The sequence below is a fragment of the Vibrio sp. HA2012 genome (assembly GCF_002812955.1).
Classification (GTDB): Bacteria; Pseudomonadota; Gammaproteobacteria; order Enterobacterales; family Vibrionaceae; genus Vibrio.
In genome coordinates, this window is sequence record NZ_PFXK01000002.1 from 89,330 (window position 1) to 113,603 (window position 24,274).

Genomic DNA, 24,274 nt, shown 5'->3' on the forward strand with positions numbered 1-24,274 from the left:
CCCGCGTTAGCGGGCTAAAAAGTCATTAACGTATGATTATTGCAGGAAGGCATTCAGCATCCAGGTCTCTTTTTCCTGCTGACTGATGTAATCACTCATCAGTGAAGCCGTCCCTTCATCGCCCAGCTCACCGGCTGCTTCCAGGATTTGACGTTGTTTGGTCAGCAAAATACCGTAAGCTTCCAGAATGTTATTTACCGCTTCTGTACCTCCGGTTACATTCAGTGTTTCACTGATAGAAGAAATTTCCAGATAGCGGGAGAATCCGTGTACCGGAGTTGCTCCCAGAGTCAGGATCCGCTCAGCGATTTCATCTACTTTTTCGACCAGATCGTTATAAATTTCTTCAAATTTTGCATGTAACTGAAAGAATTCACGTCCTTTGATATTCCAGTGATAGCCACGAACATTGGTGTACAGAACTTGATAGTCTGCAAGCAGATTATTCAGATCGCCAGCTAGTTCATTTGCTTTGACTTTGTCTAGTCCAATGATGTTCTTTTCCATACCGTCCTCCGGTTGATTTTTATATTGAATTAAAGTTTTCTTTGCTATGGGTGTATATTAGCCCTTTCCTTTATAAGGATAAAGTTGATTAAACTTATTCATCTGATAGGCAGAAGCTATCAATCTAACCTCTGGCATAGCTTGCGGCTTGCTCGAACTCTTCCTGAGTTGGTTGTTTTCCGGTATACAGTTTAAATTGCTCAACGGCCTGTAAGGCGAACACTTCACTGCCGGTGATGACAGTTTTATTTTGCTGTCTGGCGTAGCGGATCAGCGGGGTTTCCGGTGGAAGTGCAACAACATCAAATATAATACAAGCCGTTTTTATATCCTGTTCGCTGAATGCGAGTGTTTGTGCATCGGAGCTTCCGGTCATACCCAGTGGGGTGACATTAATCAGCATATCGGCCTGTATATTGTCCATTTCTGCCTGCCACCGAAAACCGTATAAATCCGCTAATGCCTGGCCTTTTTCCTGGTTTCTGGCAATGATATAGCCATTAGTAAATCCTGTGTCTTTTAACGCACAGGCCACTGCTTTGGCCATCCCTCCGCTGCCTCGCAAGGCAAAAGTCAAATCAGGTGACACATTGTATTGCTGTAATAGCGTCGCAATCGCGATGTAGTCAGTGTTATACGCTTTCAGATAACCGTTATCGTTAACAATTGTGTTAACGGAATCAATAGCCTTTGCCGAAGCATCCAGTTCATCTACCAAAGGGATCACGGCCTCTTTGAAAGGCATTGAAATAGCACAGCCTCGAATACCAAGGGCTCTTACTCCTCCAATGGCTGCAACAATATCTGTGGTCGTGAATGCTTTATACAGAAAGTTAAGATCTAACTGGTCATACAAAAAATTATGAAAACGGGTACCGAAGTTGCTCGGTCTGGCGGCAAGAGACATACATACAGTGGTATCTTTGTTTATCTGACGGGACATAGATAACGACTCCTTCGTGACTATCCTGAATATAAATTTCCTGTTGAGGATGGCATAAAACAGAATAATAAAACATGGACAAATTTGGACAGGGAAGATTCCTCTTTTTTATTATTGGTTCATATTTTAGCCTTTTTACCAGTATAAAGAGGAAAATGGGGAAATAATGATAAAAATCAATCCGGGATGTTATGCCCGGATTTAATGATATTCTTACCGGTGTTCCTGTTTGATAACGACACAGGCAATCTGTTTTTGTTTACCGAAGCCAATGATCTGAGATAAGGCTTTTTTCCCTACTGGTATATAGGCTGAAGCGACAGCGTGATCTTCCGATTCTGCATGTGGATCGTGAAAGAAGAAAAATTTGTCACTCATACCACTCAGAATAATCCAGTGCGGTTCTTTTTTCCCGTCAAAACGGTAGGTACTGATAAGCAGCAGTACACAAGCTCCCTGACGGAGCCACTCTTCAAATTGTTCCTGAGTGGGGGGAATATCCATGCTGCTGATGCCTTCGTCTGCTAACTGACGGCAGAAATCCTGATGTACCAGTTCAATGACCTCTTTTTTATCAGGGCTACGTACACTGTCGATAAACGGCGTCGTTCTGGACTGGTTCCACAGTTCGACATGCAGGCCTCTTCTGGCTGCAGCTAGTGCCAGCCCCTGACCACTGCAGCCACCATGACCGGCTGCCATATAAATGGTAGTTGCCTCACGCCATAACTGTAATTCCTGCGTTCTGCTGGGTTCAAAATGTTTATCCAGACAGGAGAAACTCATTAGCAGGCAGGCTGCACCACAGGTAAAAGGCGTTGTCTGAATATACAGTGGCATCGGAAGTAACACCTTAGGACCATGGGGTGTCAGACGCTTCTGCAGTCGACGACCGTCACACAAGTCATCGTAATAGTGGATGAGCAGCTTCAGGGTTTTATAGCCCATTTTTTCATATAAATTGATGGCCGCTGTATTGTCTTCGCGTACTTCCAGGCGTAATGTAGTCGAGCCTTGATCAAGAGCTGCACGCTCGCATTGCTCGACTAATGTCTGAGCAATCCCCCGGCCTCTGAAATCAGGTTTAACGGCAATTGAATACAACCTTGATAGCTGTGTACCTTGATGAAATAACAATAATGCATATCCGGCCAGTTCCTCCCCGGCGTCTGCCACAAAAATACTTGACTGGTCAGAGTGCAGAAAGCGCTTCATTTGACGCGGAGAGATTTTGTCTCCGTCAAACAGCTGTTGTTCCAGCGCATTAAGCGCAGTGAGGTCGGCATTGTTCGCAAGACGAAAGTCCATACGATGTCCTTACTGGGTAAACCGGGTTATGGTTGGCAATATTGTCAGATAATAATACACCTATTGTTGTAGGAAGAAATTAGAGATGGCAAACCTTTTAATCGTGACGGATCAGGCCAGTGACTGGCAGCATTATTTTCCGTCGAAACAAGTCGTTAGTGTGGATCAGTATCTTGATGCCGACTGGAAACAGAATCACCGCAGTGTGCAGGTAGTTAACTTATGTCACGATTATGATTATATGAGCAGTGGTTATTATTGTTCGCTGATGGCGGAAGCCAGAGGCCACCGGGTTATCCCCCGGGTAATGGCGATCAACGATATTTATCAGCCGTTCCTGCTTTCATCGGGGCTGCTGAAACTGAACAAGTTGTGCAAAAATACGGAGCTGATCCATTGTAAAATTTACTTTGGTCGGACATCGGAATCTGGACTGGATAAGCTGGCTCGGCGTTTGTTCGAACAGTTTATGGTACCGGTGATTGAGCTGAAAATGCACCGGTTTCAGGGACGTTGGCAAATCAATAAGATTGCCCCGTTTCCATTTCAGGAACTGGATGATTTAGAACAGGATTTCTTTATCGAGTCACTGGAACTGTTCTCCACTAAAGTGTGGAGGAAACCCCGTCAGGAGAAAAAGTACCGTTATGATATTGCCATGCTGGTCGACCTGGAAGAAAAAATGCCACCTTCGGATATGCCTGCGCTAAAACGTTTCCGGCGGGCGGCCAATCGACTGGGGATGAATCTGGAGATGATTTCTCCGGATGACTTATCGCGGCTGGGGGAATTTGATGGTCTATTTATCCGGGCGACAACCAATATCAGTAATTACACTTACCGTTTTGCCAAGATGGCAGAAAAAATGGGACTGATAGTTATGGACGATTCTGAGTCCATTATGAAATGTACCAATAAAGTGTTTCTGACCGAGCTGCTGGAGCATAATAATGTTCCGGCTCCCAAGAGCGTGATTGTCAAAAGCTTTGATCCGGACTGGAAAGCTAGGTTGCTGGAGCAACTGACGTTTCCTCTGGTACTGAAAATTCCGGACGGAGCATTTTCCCGTGGTGTTGTAAAAGTACGGGATCCGGATGAACTGGAACGGGAAGCTGGTGTGTTGTTTGAGAAAAGTGCGTTGATCTTGGCTCAGGCTTTTATGCCTACTGACTTTGACTGGCGGATCGGTATTATGAACCGTCAGGCGATCTACGCCTGTAAGTATATGATGAGCCGTGGGCATTGGCAGATCTATCAGCATCATCAAAGCGGAAGGGTTTCTTCTGGCGGCTTTGAAACCTTGGATTTGAAACAGGTACCGAAGCATGTGGTAGACGTGGCGTTGAAAGCGGCCAATCTTATCGGTGGTGGTTTGTATGGTGTGGATCTGAAAGAAATTGACGGTCAGGTCTACGTGATTGAAGTTAATGATAATCCCAGTATTGACTACCATGTGGAAGATGCATTTCTGGGGGATCTTTTGTATGACCGCATAATGACGGAATTTCTGCGGCGTATTCAGATGCGAGGTTTTTAAAACAACAGCCCGGGATGGGATCCCGGGCTGTCATTATGCTAGAGTAATCCTATCAAATAATCAGGCGTTACCGATTTTTTGTTTGTAACGGTCGAAGATAACGGCGGCCAGCAGAATAAGACCTCGAACCACATACTGTGCGAAAGGAGACATATTCAGTAGGTTCATGGCGTTTTCTACTGTCCCCAGAATGAGTACCCCAGCGATAACGTAAGATACTTTACCGATACCGCCTTTCAGGGAAACACCACCCAGTACACATGCGGAGATAACGACCAGCTCAAAACCGACGGATGTCATCGGCTGGCCGGATGTCATGCGCGCTGCCAGAATGACACCGGCTAGTGCGGAGATAAAACCTTGCACGGTAAAGATGATCAGTTTGGTTTTTACAACATCAACACCGGCAAGGCGTGCTGCTTCTTCGTTACCCCCGATGGCTAGTGTGTTACGGCCATAAACAGTACGGTTCAGCAGATATGCAAACACAGCGAAAGTCACAATAGTCAGCCAGATAGGGGTCGGAATTCCCAGTAGGGAAGAGTTTCCTAGAGCAAAGAAGCTTTCTTCTGTGATACCAACAGCTTTACCATCAGAGATAATATAGCCCATACCGCGTGCAATCTGCATGGTGGCCAGTGTGGTGATCAGAGCGTTGATTTGCAATTTAGCAATGACAAAGCCATTCAGAAAACCGAAAAATGCGCCGGATAATAAACCGGCTCCGATACCAAGTATGACACTGCCGCTTGCGTTAATGGCGACAGCCGTTACTACGCCAGAACAGGCGATAACTGACGCCACTGACAGGTCCAGATCTCCGCAGGCCAGACAGAACAACATGGCACAGGCAACCATGCCACTCATAGAAATCGCCAGACCAAGTCCTTTCATGTTGATGAAGGTAGCAAAATAAGGGACGAAGAAGCAGCACAGCAGGAACAGGCCAACAAAGACCATCAGCATGCCGAATCTGTCCCAAATCTGTGTAAGGTTCAGAGAACTGCGTTTGTTCTCAGCATCTACTATTTTAGTTGAACTAGTTACAGACATATTAATATTCCTTTCACTTATGCTGCTGCAGAATCTTTGCCGAGCATGGCAAGTCTTAGCGCTGTTTGTTCGTTAAATTCGTTGCGAGCCAGCTCGCCGGTGACAGAGCCTTCTTTCATGACCATCAGACGGTCTGAAATGCCGAGGACTTCCGGCAAGTCACTGGAAATCACCAGTACGGTTACACCACTTTCAGCCAGTTTGAAGATCAGCTCGTAGATCTCAGATTTAGCACCAACGTCAATTCCACGGGTTGGTTCATCCAGTAAGATGACCCGCATATTGGTTGACAGCCAACGTCCCAGAATAACTTTCTGCTGGTTACCTCCGGAGAGGTTTCCGAGTAGTTGATCCAGTGATGGTGTTTTTACATTCAGCGCCTTAACCTGATCATCGGCATTAATTTTTTCCCACTCGAAATTGATCCGGCCACCGGATTTTAGATTCCATGGACGGGCACTAATATTGGTATTTTCCTGAACAGAAAGGATCGGTACGATGCCATCAGCCTTACGATCTTCCGGACATAAGGTTATTCCTTCTTTGATTGCATCTTTAGGGCTATTGATGGTCACTTGTTTACCGTTGACCTTTATCACGCCGCTGGTGGTATGTTCGGCGCCGAAGATAAGCCGAGTAAGTTCTGTTCGTCCGGCACCGACCAGACCGAATAAGCCCAGAATTTCTCCCCGCTTAATAGACAGGGAAACAGGCGATGCCAGTCCCGGCCCCATCAAACCGGTGATTTCCAGCCCGGTTTCTCCATGAGAACGGAAACGATAGTTGAAGATGTCATTAATTTCCCGGCCGACCATCAGCTCAACCAGACGATCATGAGTCAGCTGAGACATATCGTAAAACGTCTGTACATGGGTACCATCTTTAAAGATGGTGATGGCATCACAGAGTTCGAAAATCTCTTCCATCCGGTGAGAAACATAAAGGATGATTTTGCCGTCATCCCGCAATTCGCGAATCACTTTGAACAGGCTTTGAATTTCGCGTTGGGAAAGGCTGCTGGTGGGTTCATCAAAAGCGATGATCTGCGCATTCCGGCTCAGTGCCTTGGCAATTTCGACCATTTGCCACTGGCCAATGGAGAATTCTTTCAGCGGTCGAGAAGGATCGAAGTCTTCCCCCAGACGTAATAATTGTTCGCGGGCTTTCCTATTCAGTGTTTCTGTATCGACTCTGCCGCCTTTGGTTGGTAGCTGGCCGAGAAAAATATTTTCAGCGACACTCAGCTCGGGTACTAGATTCAGCTCCTGATAAATAATGGCGATACCGTGTTCAAGTGCATCGACAGTGGACGAAAAGGTTACAGGTTTACCGTCGATGACAAGCTCGCCTTCTGTTGGCTGGTGTAATCCGCTTAAGGTTTTTAACAGCGTGGATTTACCGGCACCATTTTCCCCCATTAACGCATGCACGCTTCCTGAATTGGTACGAAAGCTGATATTGGAAAGAGCTTTAACACCGGGGAAGTGCTTGGATATATTGTTAAATTCTAAATATGAGGGTGAAGTTGTCATACCCTGTCTCCTGTTGCATCGGCAGCGGTACTGCTATACCGCTGCCTTACTTTGGGTTAAAGTCCTTTTTTCGCCAGTTCATCTTTGAAGTTGTCACGAGTGATTAGCACTACGTCGGTAACTTCCACAAATTTCTGTGGCGCCACACCGTCTTTCACCCATTTATACAGAGATTCAATACTCTTGAAGCCATGCACGTCCGGACTTGGCAGTAGAGAGCCGTAAAAACCGGTCGCTTTTGATTTGGCCAGTTCGTTAACGGCATCCACACCGTTAATACCGATACCGATGACGTTTTCAGCCGCAAATCCCTGGCCTTCTGTTGCTCGGATACCACCTAGAACTGTGTTATCATTCATGCCGACAACCAGCCAGTTTTTCACGCTAGGGTATTGCACTAACAGTGAGTTAGCGGCATCCAGGGCACCCGGAATATCATTGGTTTTAGTTGGGACACGGTGGATTTGATCCGCAGGGAAGCCTTTTTCCTGTAAAGCTTTAACGGAACCGTCTACACGGCGGCGAGCCGTATCCAGCTCATCAGCCGTGATCGCCATTACTGCACTTTCTGCTATATTCCAGCCGCGTTTTGTCATTTCTTTATACAGCTCAGAACCTTGACGGTAACCGATCTCACTGGCTGCCATCATCACCAGAGGAACATCCGTCATTGGCTGCCCTTTCGCATTTAAGAACTGATCGTCAACAGTGATAACTTTCAGATCATAGCTTTTTGCTTTCGCCATAATTGCAGGACCAAGCTTCGGATCCGGCGTACAGATAACAAAGCCTTTAGCACCACTGGCCGCCAGAGTATCGATTGCGTTCAGAGTTTTCTCGCCATCCGGTACTGCCATCTTGATCACTTCAAAATTAAACTGTTCACCGGCTTTTTCCGCAAAGCTCCACTCTGTCTGGAACCACGGTTCTTCTGGCTGTTTAACCAAATAGCCTAATTTGAGTTCATCATCATCACCGCCAAAAAAGGCATTGGCAGACGAGCTTAGCAGGGTCGCTCCGGCTAACGCCGCAAGAGCAAGTGTTTTTTTAAATTTAGTCATTTTGTTATTCCATCCACTGGTAGGGTTGATGTTCGCATTTATTATTAGAGTCCAAAATCAAGAAAGAAGTGATTTGAATCACATCATATTTTTGTAGCGTTTTAGTCCATGCATTTAGCGTGAGTGACTATGATTCTGATCTCGTTTTTGGTTTTTTGTGAGCCTTATTACATATTTTAAGCTTTATTTGTCCTGGTTTTTGCTATTTGTTAGCGATGTATCTGTGATTTGGTTGAGTTGTAAGCATCTGCACATAATGAATGTTGTGGCGAAATTGTCCATATTTATAGCCGGTGAATTCATGGATGCTGGCTGTACTCCCCGTTATAACTAAAAAGAAATCGCAGACTTTATGTGGAGCACACATGGACAAAATAAAAACAGATCAGACATACACAATCGGATTGGATTTTGGTTCCGATTCCGTGCGTGCACTTATCGTGAATGCCGGAACCGGTGCTGAGGTGGCTACGGCTGTGACCTACTACCCACGCTGGATGGAAGGTCAATACAACATACCGTCGCAGTCTCAGTTTCGTCATCACCCTAAAGACTATATCGAGGCGATGACAACGGCTATTCAGGAAGCTGTGGCGCAGGTTCCACAAGAGGTAGCCAGATCGGTAGTCGGGATCGGGGTTGATTCAACAGGTTCCACTCCGGCTCCTGTTGATGTGGAAGGTAATGTATTGGCACTCCTTCCTGAGTTTGAGCATAACCCGAATGCGATGTTCATCCTGTGGAAAGACCATACTTCGGTAGAAAAAGCTGAGTTGATCAATGAACTGGCACATTCTGAGCGTTTCCCTGATTACACTCGCTATATCGGAGGGATTTATTCGTCCGAATGGTTCTGGGCAAAAGCGGCTTGGATATCTGAACAGGATCCTGCCGTTGCAGAAAAAGCGTATACATGGGTTGAATTGTGTGACTGGGTTCCGGCTATTCTAGCGGGCAATCAGCATCCGGATAAATTCCGGCGGGGAATCTGTGCCGCCGGGCATAAAGCTATGTGGCATGATAGCTGGGGCGGGCTGCCTTCTCAGGCATTTCTTTCTGCTATTTCTCCGACTCTGGATGGTATCCGTGATCGTATGTTTACCGAAGTCTATACCGCTGATCAGGCCGCAGGGCAACTGACGCCGGAATGGGCTGAAACATTGGGGCTTCCGGCTGGAATAAGCATTGCAATTGGTGAATTTGACTGCCATATGGGAGCGGTTGGTGCCGGCGCCGGCAAATACGATTTAGTTAAGGTTATTGGTACGTCAACCTGTGACATCCTGATGGTGGATGAGCAGGATATCGGTGACCGGACAATTCACGGGATCTGTGGCCAGGTGAAAGGCAGTGCAACACCTGAGCTAATGGCTCTGGAAGCCGGACAGTCTGCTTTCGGGGATATTTACGCCTGGTATAAACGCTTGTTGATGTGGCCGCTCCAGCAGTACATGAAACTGAATCCGGATGTAGCTATTCCGGTGGATGAATTGGATAAGATGTTGATTCCTATGCTTGCCGAAGCCAGTAGCGCAACGACAATTGATAGTGCTATTGCAATGGACTGGCATAACGGACGCAGAACCCCTTACGCTAATCAGCGCCTGAAAGGTGCGATTGCCGAACTGAATCTGGGATCGGATGCACCAGAACTGTTTAGTGCTTTGGTTGAGTCAACCGCACACGGCGCTAAGGCGATCGCTGATGCCTTTATTGATCAGGGCGTGAAGGTTGAACGCGTAGTGGCTATCGGTGGTATTTCACAGAAATCACCTTTCGTGATGCAGACCTGTGCTGATGTGCTAGGACGTGAGATTGTCGTCGCTGAATCGGAACAGAGTTGTGCACTTGGTGCAGCTATCTTCGCAGCAGTAGCCGCCGGGGTATATGAGAATACGGCACAGGCTCAAAAAGTTATGGCAAGTCCGATAAGCCGGACCTATCAGCCAAACAGTCAGGTTGCGGAAATCCGACGCCGACGAGCTGAAGCTTACACCCATTTGGGGCAGCAAATTGAAGGATTATCTGAATTCAGACTTTCTCAGGAGCGTGATTAATGAATGTGAATTCCTCTGTCGTATCTGACAGTAAGCTTGAACAGCGTCTTGCCGTGCTGCGGCATCAGGTCTGGAAAGCCAATATGGCACTTCAGGAACATAATCTGGTGACATTTACCTGGGGAAATGTTTCCGCTATTGACCATGAATCCGGACTCGTTGTGATCAAACCCAGCGGCGTCGCTTATGCCAATCTGAGTGCTGACAATATGGTCGTGGTGGATCTGGCCGGGAATGTCGTAGAAGGCACACTGAAACCCTCTTCAGACACTGCAACACATGTTGCCCTTTATCGTGAATATCCTGATATTGGCGGCGTAGTACACACTCACTCACCCAATGCGACATCATGGGCTCAGGCCGGTTGTGCTATTCCGGCTTTGGGTACAACCCATGCAGACTATTTCTACGGCAGTATTCCTTGTACCCGTGCTCTGACCGATGCAGAGATTGCAACAGAGTACGAAGCGAATACAGGAATGGTGATTATCGAGACAATCGGTACTGCGGATCCGATGGAAAAACCGGGTGTTATCGTCAAAGAACATGGTCCGTTTAGTTGGGGTAAGGACGCAGACAATGCCGTACACAATGCGGTAGTAATGGAAGTGGTTGCCGGAATGGCACTGCAGACACTTCAGATCAACCCACAGGCCAGTTTTATTAATCAGGCGCTGTTAGATAAGCATTACCTGAGAAAACACGGAGCCAATGCTTACTACGGCCAGTCAGAATCAGCAAAATAACCTAAGAATAAGAGGCTACAATGAAAGAATTTTCTACGAAAGAAGTATGGTTTGTTACCGGTTCTCAAAATCTGTACGGACCTGAAGTACTGAAGACAGTGGCTCAAAACAGCCAGCAAATCGTCAATGGACTGAACCAGTCTGCAACTATCTCTGTACCGTTGGTAGAAAAAGGCACAGTAAAATCACCCGATGAGATTGCAGAGGTTTGCCGTCAGGCGAACAATAACCCGAATTGTGTCGGTTTGGTATTGTGGATGCATACGTTTTCTCCGGCCAAAATGTGGATTGCCGGACTTGGCCTGCTGAATAAGCCGTTCCTGCATCTTCACACTCAGTTTAATGCTGCATTGCCGTGGGATGATATCGACATGAATTTCATGAACACGAATCAGAGTGCGCACGGTTGTCGGGAGTTTGGCTTTATCGGTACCCGTATGGGCATTGACCGTAAAGTTGTGGTTGGCCACTGGGAAAACCCGGTGGTTCATCAGCAGGTGGATGACTGGTGCCGTGCTGCCGTTGGTATCCAGGAAGGAAAACAGTTGAAAGTTGCCCGGTTCGGCGACAATATGCGCCAGGTTGCTGTAACGGAGGGTAATAAAGTTTCTGCACAGATCCGGTTTGGCTACGAAGTGAATGCTTACGGACTCGGGGAGCTGGCTGAAAGTGTGAACGCAGTCTCTGATAACGATGTGAATGCGCTTCTGGATGAATATGCGTCAACCTATACCATGGCTCCGGCTCTGTTTGACGATATCGAAAGCCGTAAAATTCTGTGTCAGGAAGCCAGACTTGAACTGGGTATGGAACGCTTTCTGACTTCTGTAGGGGCGTCAGCCTTCACCAATACCTTTGAAAACCTCACTGGTATTACTAACCTGCCGGGGCTTGCCACACAGCGTCTGATGGAAAAAGGGTATGGCTACGGTGGTGAGGGTGACTGGAAAACAGCAGCTATGACCCGTATTATGAAGGTGATGGGGCAAGGTAAGGGCGGAGGTACTTCCTTTATGGAGGATTACACCTATAACTTTGGTGAAAAGAGTCAGGTTCTGGGCGCACATATGCTGGAAGTCTGTCCGACGATTGCCAGTGTCAAACCTAAGATCGAAATTCACCGTCATACTATCGGTTGTGACTGTAACATTCCGCGTATGATGTTCAGTGCCAAACCGGGTCAGGGGCTGAATGTGTCAGTTATCGATCTGGGTACTCATTTCCGCATGATTGTTAATATGGTTGATACGGTTGAGCCTCCTCAGGCGTTGCCACATCTGCCAGTAGCTCATGCTCTGTGGAATCCTCAGCCAAGTCTTGAAACGGCAGCCGCTGCGTGGATCCATGCTGGTGGGGCGCATCACACGGTTTACAGTCAGGCAGTAACGCTGGATATGCTGGCAGATTATGCGGATATTGCCGGTATTGAAATGGTGGTTATTGATCATGATACTAAGCTACGTCAGTTCAAGACAGAGTTAAGAAATAATATGGCGTATTACCGCTAGCAGGTAACCCATACATAAGGAGGCTCCCATCCAGGGAGCCTTTAAGGGTGCAAATGTGAATAAAACATCAACAAAGGCGGAGGAAGACTCCTCTGGTTATTATCTTAGTGACGGGAAATGGTGTTTAAATATCAGTAGCAATACACCGGGACAGTTTTCACTGAGTAAGAACTCAGCAGCTGTATTCCGTGGTGAACTTAATCTGATCAACAACAGTAATTCGCTCAGTCTTGATACGGTCGTCTGGCAGTTCCGGATGCGGAACAATAAACTGGAACAGTGGTGTAATATTCGCTCTGAAACATCTCTTTCTGTCAGTATCACTTATGCTTTTGAGAATAATGCGCTATGTATCGATTATCTGGCAAGAAGCGGTATACCAGCACAGCTGGATGTCCTGCATGCTATCACTCAGGTTGATCCTGATTATCAGTCCGGATTACCAGCTGAGGAAACATTAACCAAACTGACCGACTGGCAGCATGAGAGTAATACCCGGGCACATTTAAGCTCTGTTCCATCAGGAAGGCGCGAGTTTCGTGAAGCGTTTTACAGTACTCAATGGATTCTTCTGGAAGAAAATGTGAACCCTGCCAGTGAGTCTGATCCGACGAAAAGGTAAAGTGCATGCAGATACAGATATCGCCGTTTTTAACAAAGTAGTTTTTAATATAGTTACTCTTTTTATGCAGAATGATGATCCGTTAAAGCCTGGATATAACTTTGATGCCCATTTAGTCGCGGGTCTTACCCCTATTATTGAAGGGGATGAGCTCGATTTCATCATTGATCGCCCCAATGGGATGAAAGGTTTCATCATTAATATCACCAGCCGGGGAGAGGGAACGGTGTTTTCCGGTAGTGATGCTTTTGATGTCGGGTATGGTGACATTCTGCTGTTTCCGCCCAGTGCTGCACATTATTATCATCGCAAATCAGACTGCTCATCCTGGTTTCACCGTTGGGTATATTTTCGTCCTAGAGCGTATTGGGAGGGATGGCTGAACTGGCATGAAGAAAAAAACGGAGTGTATGTGACCCGGGGGCTGGAGCCTGAAAGTATTCAGCAGATAGAAAAGTTGTTCATTGATATTGAATATACGGCCAAATCGGATGTGCCATATAAGAATGATCTGGCGATTAATCTGCTGGAACAGCTGCTTATCCGTTGTAAAACCATTCAGCCGGATGTGATCAATAAGCCCCTGGATCCGAGAGTTATTGATGCCACCAATTTTATGTCTCAGCATCTGAATGAAGAGTTTACTATTGAAGATGTATCGGCACATATCTGTTTGTCACCCTCCCGTCTGGGACACCTGTTCCGGGACGAAATGAATATGTCAGTGACCCAATGGCGTGATGATCAGCGTATCAGCCGGGCCAAGCATTTGCTGGTAACCACTAACTATTCAGTCAACCATATAGGACGTATTGTCGGTTATACCGATCCTCTCTACTTTTCCCGGGTGTTTAAGCGCAAAGCCGGAGTCAGTCCTAAGCATTATCGCGAACAGGTGACTTGATCAGTCACTACCATTTGGGCAGTTAACCTATCATATTGTTTGTGATTATTATCACAATGCTTGGTCTATTCGATACCAGTGTAACCGGTTTCAGGTTAATCTTTATTGCAATGTTACCGGTTACATTTTTGTGTCCGGAGGACATACCACTGGTAATGGTAAGACGTATGAACTTAGCACATATAGTGAACGGGCGTGGAAAGCGTCTTTCTCTATAAATGAAATTTGTACTCTGCAATAAGGATTATGTATGCAACATAAAAAGCTGAAAGATTTCCCACAAGATTTTTTCTGGGGTGGTTCTACATCTGCGTATCAGGTCGAAGGGGCATGGGATGAAGATGGTAAAGGTCCATCGGTTATCGATATGGCCAATGTCGTTCCGGGAACCACGGATTTTAAGGTGACCAGCGATCATTATCATCACTACAAAGAAGATGTGGCTTTGTTTGCTGAGTTGGGTTTTAAAGCCTACCGTTTTTCTATTGCCTGGACCCGGATCTTTCCTAAAGGAGACGGGGAAATCAATCAGAAAGGAGTTGAGTTCTACAATAATCTGATTAATGAACTGAAAGCCAATAATATTGAACCTATCGTTACCATGTATCATTTCGATTTGCCATATGCGTTGCAGGAAAAAGGCGGCTGGTCTAACCGTGCCACAGCGGATGCATTTGCGCTGTATTCTAAAACGCTGTTTGAGCTGTATGGCGATCGGGTTAAATACTGGCTGACTATCAATGAGCAAAACATGATGATTCTGCACGGGGATGCGATTGGTACGAAAAATGTGGATAATAACGATCCGGTGAAAGATCTGTATCAGCAGAATCACCATATGCTGCTGGCTCAAGCGAAAGCCATGATATTGTGTCATGAAATGTTGCCTGAAGCGAAAATTGGCCCCGCGCCGAATATTTCAGCCATTTATCCGGCATCCTGTAAACCGGAAGATGTTCTGGCCGCGAATAATTTCTCTGCAATCCGGAACTGGCTGTATTTGGATATGGCGGTCTACGGGCGCTATAACAATGTTGCCTGGAGTTTCCTTGAAGAGCGTAACGCTATCCCGGATATTGAACCGGGTGATATGGAAGTATTGGCAAAGGCTAAACCTGATTTTATTGCTTTTAACTATTACAACAGTCAGACCGTAGCAGCCAGCACGGGGGATGACAGCGATGTTAGCTCTACCGGAGACCAGCAGATTACTATCGGTGAAATTGGGATCTACAAAGGTACTTCCAATGCGAATCTGGTGAAAAATGAATTTGGCTGGGAGATTGACCCGGTCGGCTTCCGTACTACCATGCGTGAAATGTACAGTCGTTACTGTCTGCCTCTGATTGTTACTGAAAATGGTCTTGGGGCTTTCGATACGGTAGAGGAAGACGGGTCTGTTAATGATGATTATCGGATTGAATATCTGAGACAGCATATTGAGCAGATCCAACTGGCGATTACTGACGGTGTTGAAGTCTTTGGTTACAGCCCGTGGTCGGCTATCGACTTGGTCAGTACCCATCAGGGATGTTCAAAGCGATATGGATTTATCCATGTTAACCGGGACGAATTTGATCTGAAAGATCTAAAGCGTTCGAAGAAGAAAAGTTTTTTCTGGTATCAGGAATTAATCCGTAAAAATGCACTGTAACGTTGTATAAATCCGGGCTATGCCCGTTATAGTGAGGATATTTGCCGCTGTTGACCAGCGGCTTTTTTATGACCTGTTTGCCTGTGTCGGGGTTAACCAGTAGAATGCTGAGAGAACAAGGTTTCATCTGAAACCCGGATACCGTTTTACAGGATAATGAATGAACGCCAGACAGACCCAGATAGTAGATTTAGTGAACCAACAAAAGCGAGTCATGGTTTCGGAACTATCCGTCCATACTGGTGTTTCGGAAGTGACTATCCGGCAAGATCTGAATTTTCTGGAGAAGGAGGGCCATCTTAAACGTGTGCATGGTGCGGCGGTTTCACTACAGAGCGATGATGTCAGTGATCGGCTGGAAGTTCAGTTTGATGCTAAGCAGAAGCTAGCAGAGCAGGCCGCTAAGCTGATTGGTAATGGAGAGACTGTCCTGATCGAAGGAGGTAGTGCTAATGCCTTGTTGGCCCGGATTTTGGCAAACCGTGGTGATATCACTATTATTACCCCTAGTGTATATATTTCCCACCTTATCCGTAACACCCAGGCGAATGTGATTATTTTAGGCGGGATGTACCAGCATCAGTCCGAAAGTCTGGTTGGACCCTTAACTCGCCTGTGTATTGAAAACGTACATTTCAGTACGGCATTTTTAGGGATTGACGGTTATCACCGGGATACGGGATTTACCAGCCGGGATATGATGCGGGCTGACATTGCTGCAGCTATTTTGGCTAAAAATAAGCGTAATATCGTTCTTTCGGATGCGAGTAAGTTCGGGCAGATTTATTCGACCAGTATCGGTACGATTGAACAGTTTTCTACACTAATTACCAATGAGTGGGCTCCCCGGGAAGATATTGACTGGCTGAGAGCAAAAGGAATGGAAGTGATTCTTAACTGATATCACTTCCGTTTACTGTTTTGGTTATACATGGCTGGTCTGTGTGATTGCATAGCTGCAATTACGTCTATTTAACTTTCGAATGAAAGCTTATCACCGAACGTATTTTTCCAGTCTTGTTCAAATTGTGCGACTGCAGGCTGAACGGCCGGATGAGCAAACATCTGGGCTGCCACATCGACCGGTAGTGTAATGGCTTTAATGCCCAGCTTCATGACTTCCATTGCCTGTTGTGTATTTTTAAAACTTGCAGCCAGTATCTTTGCCGGTAGCTGGTAGTTTTCCAACAGCAGTTGCAGGTCGGCAACCACTTCCACACCATTACCATTCATTGCATCAATTCGATTAACATAGGGAGCCAGATAATCTGCACCACATAAAGCGGCCAGAAGTCCTTGCTGTGCAGAATAGATAGCTGTTGCAAGAACGCTAATTCCTTCTGCTTTCATTAGCTTAATGGCGGCCATACCGGTTTCTGTTGCCGGTACTTTTACGACCATATCGTAAGGCAGTTCGCTGATTTTGCGGGCTTCTGTGAGCATTCCTTCCGTTGTCTGGCTGACAACCTGTGCATGAAAGCGCGGAGTTCCGCCTACTACAGCCTGTATAGCACTGAGGGTTTCATTCAGACCTTGCTTTGAACCGGCCAGAATACTTGGGTTTGTTGTTACTCCTTTCAGAGGCATGCATTTATTAAAGCGTGCAACTTGTTCAGCATCGGCTGTGTCCAGATACAGTTCTATCATTAACGTTATCTCTTGGTTTATGAAACTGTTGTAACTATAGATCTGTTTTCTGTTCATGAGTTTGATCTTTGTCAATTGATCTTTCATTCGAAACCAATATACTTTCATTAAGTAAAGATTAAATGTTAGATAAAGTGTTTCCCGGTAACGATCAGAGGCGGATATGTACTTCAATATTCAGAGATTCTCTACCCATGACGGTGATGGTATTCGCACAATTCTCTTTTTAAAAGGGTGTAGTCTGGCTTGTCCCTGGTGTCAGAATCCGGAAAGCCGGAGTGATAAACGTTCTCTGCTGTTTGACCCACGTACCTGTATGGAAGGGTGTCGTCTGTGTTCACAGGTTTGCCCTCATATTGAGCATGATGGACAGACAGTGCACATTGACCGAAAACGGTTTTCTGATGAACAACTGATTGCACTGGAGAGCGTGTGTCCTACACAAGCATTGACGGTTTGCGGACAGGATGCGGAAGCGGATGCGTTGTTTGATATTCTTATGAAAGATAAGCCATTTTATGAGGAAAGTCAGGGTGGAGTAACCTTTTCTGGTGGAGAGCCGCTTATGCAGGCTGACTTAGTGTCAGAGCTTGCCAGCAGACTTAAAGCTGTAAACGTATCGACAGCCATTGAAACTTGCCTGCATGTTCCGTGGAAACATATTGAACAGGTTGCCCCGGATGTTGATTGCTGGCTGGCGGATTTGAAACATACCGATGAGGAAAAGTTTCTTAACTGGGCTAAAGGTTCCCTGAAACGTATTAAAGGTAATTTGCGCAAACTTGCCCCTGTGGCAAAACGTATTGTTATCCGTGTTCCTGTGGTTCCGGATTTTAACGACACGATTGAAGAACTGAAAAATATTATTGATTTTGCAGCTTCACTTGAAAGTTGTCATGAGCTTCATTTATTGCCGTATCACACTCTCGGCATAAATAAATACCGTTTGCTCGATATGCCTTATGAATGTTCCGATCAGCCACTGAACAATCCGGAACTACTCAAAAATGCACAGCAATATGCGAACAGGTATACCCAACTTAATGTAATTGTCAGAGGTTAATCATGGACTTAAACTATCTTCCGGAACGAATTCAAATGCATAAATCTGCATTGGTTAATATCGTGACGCCACCGGTTTGTACTGAACGTGCTGAAGCCTATACCCGGATTTATCAGGCAAACGAGGACAAACCCGTCATCATGCAACGGGCATTAGCATTACAGGAGCATTTGCGTACCCGTACTATCTGGATTAAGCATGATGAACTGATCGTCGGTAATCAGGCAAGTAAAGTTCGCGCTGCCCCGATATTTCCTGAATATACCGTACGTTGGATTGAAGCTGAAATTGACGGGCTGGCTGATCGTCCGGGGGCGGGTTTCGAGGTTAGCGCACAGGATAAAGAGCAGATCCACAGCATAACGCCATACTGGCGGGGAAAAACCGTACAGGATCGCTGTTATGGGCTGTATACGGATGAACAGCAAGAAATCTTAGCAACTACCATTATTAAAGCCGAAGGAAATATGACTTCCGGAGATGCCCATCTTGCGGTTGATAATGAAAAAATTCTGCGACTGGGAATGAGTGGCCTGATCGATGAAGTACGCCATTACCGGGCAGAGAATGATGTGTCTACCTTTGAAGGACTGAAAAAAGAGCAGTTCTACAAAGCTGTGGAGATCGTATTATTGGCTATTCAGGAGCACATGGTCAGTTATGCAGAGCTGGCTGCAAAAATGGCTCAGGAGGAATCTCGTCCGGAACGTCGTGCAGAGCTGGAGACGATAGCGTCTAACTGTCGTCATGTTGCTTATCATGCGCCGGAAACATTCTGGCAGGCGTTGCAGTTAAGCTATTTTGTGCAGTTAATGTTACAGATCGAATCCAATGGCCATTCAGTCTCTTTTGGCCGTATGGATCAATTTCTAAACCGGTTCTATGTACATGATATTGATGGTGGCTGCCTGGAAAAATCGTTTGCTCTTGAACTCTTGCAATCCTGCTGGCTGAAGCTGCTGGAAGTCAATAAGATCCGCTCCGGGGCTCACTCGAAGGCTTCGGCTGGTTCTCCGCTTTATCAGAATGTCTGTATCGGAGGTCAGCGGCTGAACGCGAATGGCGAAGCCGAAGATGCGGTTAATCCGTTATCCTGGGCAATCCTTGAATCCTGCGGACAACTGCGTTCAACGCAGCCAAACCTGAGTGTTCGTTATCATGCTGGACTTAATCAGGAGTTTCTGATGGGTTGCATTGATGTTATTCAATGTGGTTTTGGTATGCCAGCATTCAATAATGATGAAATTGTGATTCCTGAATTTATTAAGTTAGGTATTGAAAAAGAGGATGCCTATAACTATGCCTCCATCGGTTGTATTGAAACCGCAATACCGGGTAAATGGGGTTATCGCTGTACCGGTATGAGCTTTATGAATTTTGCCCGTATTCTGTTGGCGGCACTGGATGAAGGCATTGATGCGACAAGTGGTAAGGCTTTTCTTCCGCATGAAAAATCGCTGGCAAAAGGTAATTTTGAGAACTTTGAACAGGTTTTCTCTTCATGGGCGGATCAGATCCGTTACTATGCGCGAAAATCTATCGAAATTGATACGGTTGTCGATACGGTGCTGGAACAGCAGGCACAAGATATTTTCTGTTCCTCTCTGGTCGATTGTTGTCTGGAGCGGGGTAAAACAGTAAAAGAAGGTGGCGCGAAATACGATTGGGTATCCGGTCTGCAAGTCGGTATCGCTAATCTGGGTAACAGCCTGGCCGCAATTAAGCATCTGGTGTTTGATCATGCTCAGATCAGTCAGCCGGAACTGGCCAAAGCACTGGCAGAAGATTTTGAAGGGACGGAAAACGAGCAGCTTCGTCAGCGTCTGATCAATTTTGCTCCGAAATACGGCAACGATGATGATGCAGTTGATACGTTACTGGCAGAAGCTTATCAGGTTTATATTGATGAGCTGGAACAGTTTGTTAATACCCGCCACGGACGAGGACCTGTCGGAGGGAAGTACTATGCTGGGACATCCAGTATTTCAGCTAACGTTCCGTTTGGTGCCTCTACCATGGCAACTCCTGATGGTCGTAAGGCGAAAACACCTCTGGCAGAGGGGGCAAGCCCTGCTTCCGGTTCAGACCGCTTAGGTCCAACTGCGGTCTATAATTCTGTCGGTAAAATTCAGGTTAACAAGATACTGGGCGGTGTGCTGCTTAATCAGAAGCTTTCACCGGCAACCATTGCCTCTGAAACCGATAAGAGAAAACTCTCCATGTTACTGAGAACTTTCTTCAATCATCATAAAGGCTGGCATGTGCAGTATAACATTGTTTCACGCGAGACCCTGCTGGCAGCGAAAAAGAATCCTGAGCAGTACCGGGATCTGGTCGTGCGGGTTGCGGGTTACTCGGCTTTCTTTACGGCTCTGTCTCCGGATGCTCAGGATGATATTATTGCTCGTACCGAGCACGAACTGTAAGAAAAAAGGTGCTCCTTCACAGGGAGCACCACTTTTGACATCTTAGTAATCTCAATCCGGCATACCAGTTATATTCAAGCGCTTTGAGGTCACTTAAGCATATGACTGGTACTATTTCTCCAGAGTCTTCTGTACCTCGGCTGAGGTGACGAACTCTTCCAGCGAGGCCAGTCTGATATCAGCAATACCAAAACGGGGATTGGTTTCCTGACCCGGTTCCGGAACGCAGATAGCCGTCATACGGGCCGATTTTGCGGCGATTAAACCGTTGATAGAATCTTCTATAGCCAGACAGTGATGCGGTTCGGTTTCCAGTTTTTGTGCTGCATCCAGATATACCTGTGGATGGGGTTTACCGTAGGTAAGGTGCTCTGCTGAAACATAAACAGAGAAATATTTACCCAGTCCGAATGTTTCCAGTACAGCTTCGATAAGACGAAGAGGAGAGGAAGATGCCAGACCGACCTTAAGGTCTGTTTCAGCCAGCCATTCCAGAGACTCTCTGACGCCCGGTAATAGGGTTCCGTTAGATTTTATCTGCCCGATGACCTCGTCCAGAATCGCATCGGCCAGATCGGCACTACAGGCCGGATCCAGCCCGCAATAACGAATCCAGTAGTTGGCTATTTCATCAATACGCAGTCCGGTACTCTGATAAGCGAGCTGTTCGGTGATGGTGCCGCCAAAACGAGCTACGGCATTAACTTTGGCTTTACGCCAGAACGGTTCGGAATCAACGAGTACGCCGTCCATATCAAAAATGACTGTTTCAATCAAAATCGTGTCCTATAACTTTGTGGGTGAATGGATTTTTTATTAGCAGGTAAGCCAGCTTTCTGCTGCATGAAATGGCATCACTGATTCTCGCTGGATAAGCTTACCCTTAAACTGATGAGAAGAACCGCTATCTTTATGATTGATCAGCTGTACGGCTAGTTCCATAGCCTGTCTGGTCATTACATTGAGCGGTAGCTCAATTGTCGTCAGAGCCGGAGAAACATACGCTGCCAGCATATTGTTATCAATACCGGCAAGAGACACCTGCTCCGGAACTTTGATACCGGCTTCAGTTAATGCTTTAAGTGCACCTAGTGCCATATAGTCGTTAAAAGCAAAGAGGGCGGTAAATGAAGTCTTTTCTTCTAGTAATTCCTGGCAGGCTCGATAGCCCCCTTCTATCTGATAATCCGCGTATTTTACCAGACAAGGTTTATATGGAATAGCATGTCTTTTCAATGTGTTGATATAACCGGCCAGACGGGCTTTGCCTGTCGGGTTATCCAATGAGCCGGTTATGCAGGCAATTTTTCGGTGACCGTAACCAATCAGATGATTCATCATCATGGTACTTGCTGATTCCTGATCAAAGGTTACGGTATGAAATAGCGGCTCCGGCAGGGTTCGGTTGATTAAAACCAAAGGTGTAGACAGTTCCCGGTGTAATTTTCTGAGATGAGCATCTGATAGGGTTCTGCTATAAAGCACGATAGCGTCACAGCGGCCTTCGAGTTGCCGGACGGTTTCGTATTCCAGCTCAGGGTCATTATGGCAATCGGTGACAATCAGCTGTTTTTTTACCGCTTCAGCACTGGCGGATGCCTGTTGCAGCAGGCTGCCGATATAGGCACCGTCAAAATGGGAAACAACGAAACCTATCGTATCTGTTTTACTGGTAGCAAGAGCCTGAGCAATCTTATTAGGCCGATATCCGAGCTGTTCCATTGCAGCATAGACGGCTTCTCTGGTTGATTCTTTTACCTGTCCGGTTCCGTTCATTACCCGGGACACGGTTGCTTTGGATACGCCTGCCAGTTTACATACGTCAACAATGGTGCTCATTGATTTCCTTGTGCTTTATCTTGATTAGTTAGCCCGGCGAAAGCCGGGTCTGTGATTTTATCATTTGCAGTAAACGGAGGCATCTTTTCTGACAGAATAACCGTCACTAAGCTGCATTCTGGCTGCCTAATTTAGCCATTTTATGCAGCTCGATGATTTCCTCGATCAACTCTCGAGCCAGCATAGACGTCATAATGTGATCCTGTGCATGCACCATAATCAGATTAACCGGCACCTTACCGCTACCCTGATCCATACCGATAAGCTGAGTTTGTACCGTATGGGCGCGTTTTGAAGCTTCAGTGGATTCCTGAAGAAGCTGATCGACGTCATTCCAGTTTCCCGCCTTGGCAGCATACAGTGCCTGCATCGCACAACTGCGGGCTTCACCGGCATTAATGATCAGTTCCATCACTGTGGATTCCATATCCATAACTGCTGATTCTGTCTCCATTAGAGTACTCCGTTAGATATTCTGAATTCTGACAGGGGATACCTGCCCGGCAGGTTCCCCGTAATCAATGATTAAATAGTGTTGGGATTAAGTTCAGAGGCTGAACTTGTTTCAGTCGCTTCACTTTCTGCTTTTTCTTGAGCAAGCAGCTGTTTTTCATATATTTTGAAGAATGGATAGTAAAGAATCAGATCCAGCACAATTAAACCAATAACCAGAAGGCCATTACTCATTTGCCAGCCAGCACCCCATGCGGCACCAATAGGTGCAGGTGCTGTCCATGGAACAAGAGAGATCACTTTACCGATCAGACCCAGCTTTGCTGCAGAGTATGCAATGATGGCGTTAATCATCGGAATACCAACGAAAGGCAAAAATAAAATCGGGTTCATGACTATTGGGCTGCCGAAAATTACCGGTTCATTAATATTAAATACTGCAGGGATAACACCAATTTTACCAATAGAACGCAGGTGTACAGATTTACTACGCAGATAAAGCAGAACCAATGCAAAGGTTGCCCCTGAACCACCAAGAACGATGAAGAAAGACCAGAATGGTTCAATAAAAATAGCAGGCAGTTCTTGGCCGGCTGCCAGAGCTTCCTGATTCATTCCGAGGTTGATTAGATAGAAAGGAGCCATAATACCACCGACAATGGTTGCCCCGTGGATACCTGCGAACCACAATGTATGTGCAAGGAAAGTAGCAAATAAAATTGCTGGTAAAGTGTCCGATGCTGAAATTAAAGGCGTAAATATAGCCATGATTGCTTCAGGCATTAACATGCCAACTTGTCCTTTAAGAAGCAGGTTTATCGGATAAATTGTCAGAATAACAAATAGGGCTGGAATCAGCAGATTAAAAGATTGACGGATTTTAGGCGGGACTTGTTCCGGCATTTTTATTCCGATATTACGTTCTTTAAGAATTCTTGTTAATTCCGTCACATATATGCCAACAATAATAGCAGTAAAAATACCGGTGCCGCCAAGATATGTACCGGAAAGCTTACCGTCTTCCATTGGAGCTGCAATTAGCAGGAAAGTCATCAATGACAACATGGAAGTAGGAAAGGAATCTAGCTTATAGCTTTGTGCCAGATTATAAGCAATGCCTGCAGCAATATAGCAAGACATGATTCCCATCGACATATTGAATGGAGTCATTATCTCGTTAAAATAGTTTTTTGATAGTTCAATCCACCATTGTCCCAGCGCAAAAGTGGTATCGGCTGAAAAAGGAGGAAATGCAAATACAAGTAAAAATGAGCCAACAATCATAAACGGCATTGCACCGATAAAGCCATCCCGAATTGCGCCTACATGACGTTGGCTGCCAACCTGTCCGGCTATCGGAGCAATTTTCTGTTCTATAAAATCGAAAAACGGATGAGACATGATTTTATCCTCC

The 24,274-nt window shown here is 46.0% G+C and carries 21 protein-coding genes; 10 read left to right on the forward strand and 11 right to left on the reverse strand.

Features of this window, described 5'->3' with window-relative positions; all coding sequences use genetic code 11:
* Positions 1-36 precede the first annotated feature (36 nt).
* The 3 genes from CSW98_RS04365 to CSW98_RS04375 form a co-directional block, all read right to left on the reverse strand.
* Positions 37-507, reverse strand: a complete 471-nt coding sequence (locus tag CSW98_RS04365; protein WP_100799243.1) for a Dps family protein — start codon at positions 505-507, stop codon at positions 37-39.
* Positions 508-631: 124 nt separating this feature from the next.
* Positions 632-1,450 carry a shikimate 5-dehydrogenase gene (locus CSW98_RS04370; RefSeq protein ID WP_100799244.1) on the reverse strand — a complete coding sequence of 273 codons (819 nt, stop codon included), beginning with the start codon at positions 1,448-1,450 and terminating at the stop codon, positions 632-634.
* 213 nt (positions 1,451-1,663) lie between these two features.
* Positions 1,664-2,758: a GNAT family N-acetyltransferase/peptidase C39 family protein gene (locus CSW98_RS04375; protein ID WP_100799245.1), complete on the reverse strand. Its 1,095-nt coding sequence runs from the start codon at positions 2,756-2,758 to the stop codon at positions 1,664-1,666.
* A gap of 85 nt (positions 2,759-2,843) precedes the next feature.
* On the opposite strand from CSW98_RS04375, the gene CSW98_RS04380 reads away from it, so the two are divergent.
* Entirely contained in the window at positions 2,844-4,295 is a 1,452-nt protein-coding gene (locus CSW98_RS04380) for a RimK family ATP-grasp domain-containing protein (protein WP_100799246.1), read from the forward strand.
* Positions 4,296-4,355: 60 nt separating this feature from the next.
* Here CSW98_RS04380 and araH read toward each other — a convergent pair whose 3' ends face one another.
* From araH to CSW98_RS04395, 3 genes are read right to left on the reverse strand one after another with little or no spacing between them, the layout of a single operon-like run.
* On the reverse strand, positions 4,356-5,348 hold the full coding sequence (gene araH, locus CSW98_RS04385; protein WP_100799247.1) for an L-arabinose ABC transporter permease AraH: 993 nt from the start codon (positions 5,346-5,348) through the stop codon (positions 4,356-4,358).
* Positions 5,349-5,365: 17 nt separating this feature from the next.
* The gene (araG, locus tag CSW98_RS04390; RefSeq protein ID WP_100799248.1) at positions 5,366-6,880 is read right to left on the reverse strand and encodes an L-arabinose ABC transporter ATP-binding protein AraG; all 1,515 of its coding nucleotides are present in this window, start codon (positions 6,878-6,880) and stop codon (positions 5,366-5,368) included.
* A 56-nt stretch (positions 6,881-6,936) separates the two neighbouring features.
* Positions 6,937-7,941, reverse strand: coding sequence for an arabinose ABC transporter substrate-binding protein (locus tag CSW98_RS04395; protein WP_100799249.1), 1,005 nt, complete (start codon positions 7,939-7,941; stop codon positions 6,937-6,939).
* Positions 7,942-8,306: 365 nt separating this feature from the next.
* Between CSW98_RS04395 and CSW98_RS04400 the strand changes: the two genes are divergently transcribed.
* The 7 genes from CSW98_RS04400 to CSW98_RS04430 all read left to right on the forward strand — a co-directional run bounded on the left by CSW98_RS04400 (position 8,307) and on the right by CSW98_RS04430 (position 16,333).
* Positions 8,307-9,998, forward strand: a complete 1,692-nt coding sequence (locus CSW98_RS04400; RefSeq protein WP_100799250.1) for a ribulokinase — start codon at positions 8,307-8,309, stop codon at positions 9,996-9,998.
* Positions 9,998-10,744, forward strand: coding sequence for an L-ribulose-5-phosphate 4-epimerase (locus tag CSW98_RS04405; RefSeq protein WP_100799251.1), 747 nt, complete (start codon positions 9,998-10,000; stop codon positions 10,742-10,744). Before CSW98_RS04400 ends, CSW98_RS04405 begins: the two co-directional genes overlap by 1 nt.
* Positions 10,745-10,764: 20 nt before the next feature.
* Positions 10,765-12,252 carry an L-arabinose isomerase gene (araA, locus tag CSW98_RS04410; protein ID WP_100799252.1) on the forward strand — a complete coding sequence of 496 codons (1,488 nt, stop codon included), beginning with the start codon at positions 10,765-10,767 and terminating at the stop codon, positions 12,250-12,252.
* 55 nt (positions 12,253-12,307) lie between these two features.
* Positions 12,308-12,874, forward strand: a complete 567-nt coding sequence (locus CSW98_RS04415; RefSeq protein ID WP_100799253.1) for a hypothetical protein — start codon at positions 12,308-12,310, stop codon at positions 12,872-12,874.
* Positions 12,849-13,778 (forward strand): arabinose operon transcriptional regulator AraC, encoded by a 930-nt coding sequence (araC, locus tag CSW98_RS04420; RefSeq protein WP_443083649.1) that lies wholly within the window; start codon positions 12,849-12,851, stop codon positions 13,776-13,778. Before CSW98_RS04415 ends, araC begins: the two co-directional genes overlap by 26 nt.
* Before the next feature lie 250 nt (positions 13,779-14,028).
* Positions 14,029-15,432: a glycoside hydrolase family 1 protein gene (locus CSW98_RS04425; RefSeq protein ID WP_100799254.1), complete on the forward strand. Its 1,404-nt coding sequence runs from the start codon at positions 14,029-14,031 to the stop codon at positions 15,430-15,432.
* 160 nt (positions 15,433-15,592) lie between these two features.
* Positions 15,593-16,333, forward strand: coding sequence for a DeoR/GlpR family DNA-binding transcription regulator (locus CSW98_RS04430; RefSeq protein ID WP_100799255.1), 741 nt, complete (start codon positions 15,593-15,595; stop codon positions 16,331-16,333).
* A 71-nt stretch (positions 16,334-16,404) separates the two neighbouring features.
* On the opposite strand, the gene CSW98_RS04435 is transcribed toward CSW98_RS04430, so the two are convergent.
* Positions 16,405-17,079 carry a fructose-6-phosphate aldolase gene (locus tag CSW98_RS04435; protein WP_100799256.1) on the reverse strand — a complete coding sequence of 225 codons (675 nt, stop codon included), beginning with the start codon at positions 17,077-17,079 and terminating at the stop codon, positions 16,405-16,407.
* Positions 17,080-17,242: 163 nt separating this feature from the next.
* On the opposite strand from CSW98_RS04435, the gene CSW98_RS04440 reads away from it, so the two are divergent.
* Together CSW98_RS04440 and CSW98_RS04445 are read left to right on the forward strand one after the other, a co-directional pair.
* Positions 17,243-18,142, forward strand: a complete 900-nt coding sequence (locus tag CSW98_RS04440) for a glycyl-radical enzyme activating protein (RefSeq protein WP_100799257.1) — start codon at positions 17,243-17,245, stop codon at positions 18,140-18,142.
* 2 nt (positions 18,143-18,144) lie between these two features.
* On the forward strand, positions 18,145-20,568 hold the full coding sequence (locus CSW98_RS04445; RefSeq protein WP_100799258.1) for a formate C-acetyltransferase/glycerol dehydratase family glycyl radical enzyme: 2,424 nt from the start codon (positions 18,145-18,147) through the stop codon (positions 20,566-20,568).
* Positions 20,569-20,679: 111 nt separating this feature from the next.
* Here CSW98_RS04445 and hxpB read toward each other — a convergent pair whose 3' ends face one another.
* The 4 genes from hxpB to CSW98_RS04465 form a co-directional block, all read right to left on the reverse strand.
* Positions 20,680-21,345, reverse strand: coding sequence for a hexitol phosphatase HxpB (hxpB, locus tag CSW98_RS04450; protein ID WP_100799259.1), 666 nt, complete (start codon positions 21,343-21,345; stop codon positions 20,680-20,682).
* A gap of 39 nt (positions 21,346-21,384) precedes the next feature.
* On the reverse strand, positions 21,385-22,407 hold the full coding sequence (locus CSW98_RS04455; protein WP_100799260.1) for a LacI family DNA-binding transcriptional regulator: 1,023 nt from the start codon (positions 22,405-22,407) through the stop codon (positions 21,385-21,387).
* Positions 22,408-22,513: 106 nt separating this feature from the next.
* Complete coding sequence (locus tag CSW98_RS04460) at positions 22,514-22,840, reverse strand: PTS lactose/cellobiose transporter subunit IIA (protein ID WP_100799603.1); 327 nt, start codon at positions 22,838-22,840, stop codon at positions 22,514-22,516.
* Between the two features lie 92 nt (positions 22,841-22,932).
* Positions 22,933-24,261, reverse strand: coding sequence for a PTS sugar transporter subunit IIC (locus tag CSW98_RS04465; RefSeq protein WP_100799261.1), 1,329 nt, complete (start codon positions 24,259-24,261; stop codon positions 22,933-22,935).
* Between the last annotated feature and the right edge of the window lie 13 nt (positions 24,262-24,274).

Excerpts from the sequence above, each read along its gene's own strand:
- CSW98_RS04405 (WP_100799251.1), top strand. The coding sequence starts at position 9,998 with ATGAATGTGAATTCCTCTGTCGTATCTGACAGTAAGCTTGAACAGCGT.
- araH (WP_100799247.1), bottom strand. The coding sequence starts at position 5,348 with ATGTCTGTAACTAGTTCAACTAAAATAGTAGATGCTGAGAACAAACGC.
- CSW98_RS04395 (WP_100799249.1), bottom strand. The coding sequence starts at position 7,941 with ATGACTAAATTTAAAAAAACACTTGCTCTTGCGGCGTTAGCCGGAGCG.
- CSW98_RS04370 (WP_100799244.1), bottom strand. The coding sequence starts at position 1,450 with ATGTCCCGTCAGATAAACAAAGATACCACTGTATGTATGTCTCTTGCC.
- CSW98_RS04425 (WP_100799254.1), top strand. The coding sequence starts at position 14,029 with ATGCAACATAAAAAGCTGAAAGATTTCCCACAAGATTTTTTCTGGGGT.
- CSW98_RS04435 (WP_100799256.1), bottom strand. The coding sequence starts at position 17,079 with ATGATAGAACTGTATCTGGACACAGCCGATGCTGAACAAGTTGCACGC.
- CSW98_RS04445 (WP_100799258.1), top strand. The coding sequence starts at position 18,145 with ATGGACTTAAACTATCTTCCGGAACGAATTCAAATGCATAAATCTGCA.
- araG (WP_100799248.1), bottom strand. The coding sequence starts at position 6,880 with ATGACAACTTCACCCTCATATTTAGAATTTAACAATATATCCAAGCAC.
- CSW98_RS04375 (WP_100799245.1), bottom strand. The coding sequence starts at position 2,758 with ATGGACTTTCGTCTTGCGAACAATGCCGACCTCACTGCGCTTAATGCG.
- CSW98_RS04380 (WP_100799246.1), top strand. The coding sequence starts at position 2,844 with ATGGCAAACCTTTTAATCGTGACGGATCAGGCCAGTGACTGGCAGCAT.
- CSW98_RS04430 (WP_100799255.1), top strand. The coding sequence starts at position 15,593 with ATGAACGCCAGACAGACCCAGATAGTAGATTTAGTGAACCAACAAAAG.
- CSW98_RS04465 (WP_100799261.1), bottom strand. The coding sequence starts at position 24,261 with ATGTCTCATCCGTTTTTCGATTTTATAGAACAGAAAATTGCTCCGATA.
- araA (WP_100799252.1), top strand. The coding sequence starts at position 10,765 with ATGAAAGAATTTTCTACGAAAGAAGTATGGTTTGTTACCGGTTCTCAA.
- CSW98_RS04400 (WP_100799250.1), top strand. The coding sequence starts at position 8,307 with ATGGACAAAATAAAAACAGATCAGACATACACAATCGGATTGGATTTT.
- CSW98_RS04365 (WP_100799243.1), bottom strand. The coding sequence starts at position 507 with ATGGAAAAGAACATCATTGGACTAGACAAAGTCAAAGCAAATGAACTA.
- CSW98_RS04460 (WP_100799603.1), bottom strand. The coding sequence starts at position 22,840 with ATGGATATGGAATCCACAGTGATGGAACTGATCATTAATGCCGGTGAA.
- CSW98_RS04455 (WP_100799260.1), bottom strand. The coding sequence starts at position 22,407 with ATGAGCACCATTGTTGACGTATGTAAACTGGCAGGCGTATCCAAAGCA.
- CSW98_RS04440 (WP_100799257.1), top strand. The coding sequence starts at position 17,243 with ATGTACTTCAATATTCAGAGATTCTCTACCCATGACGGTGATGGTATT.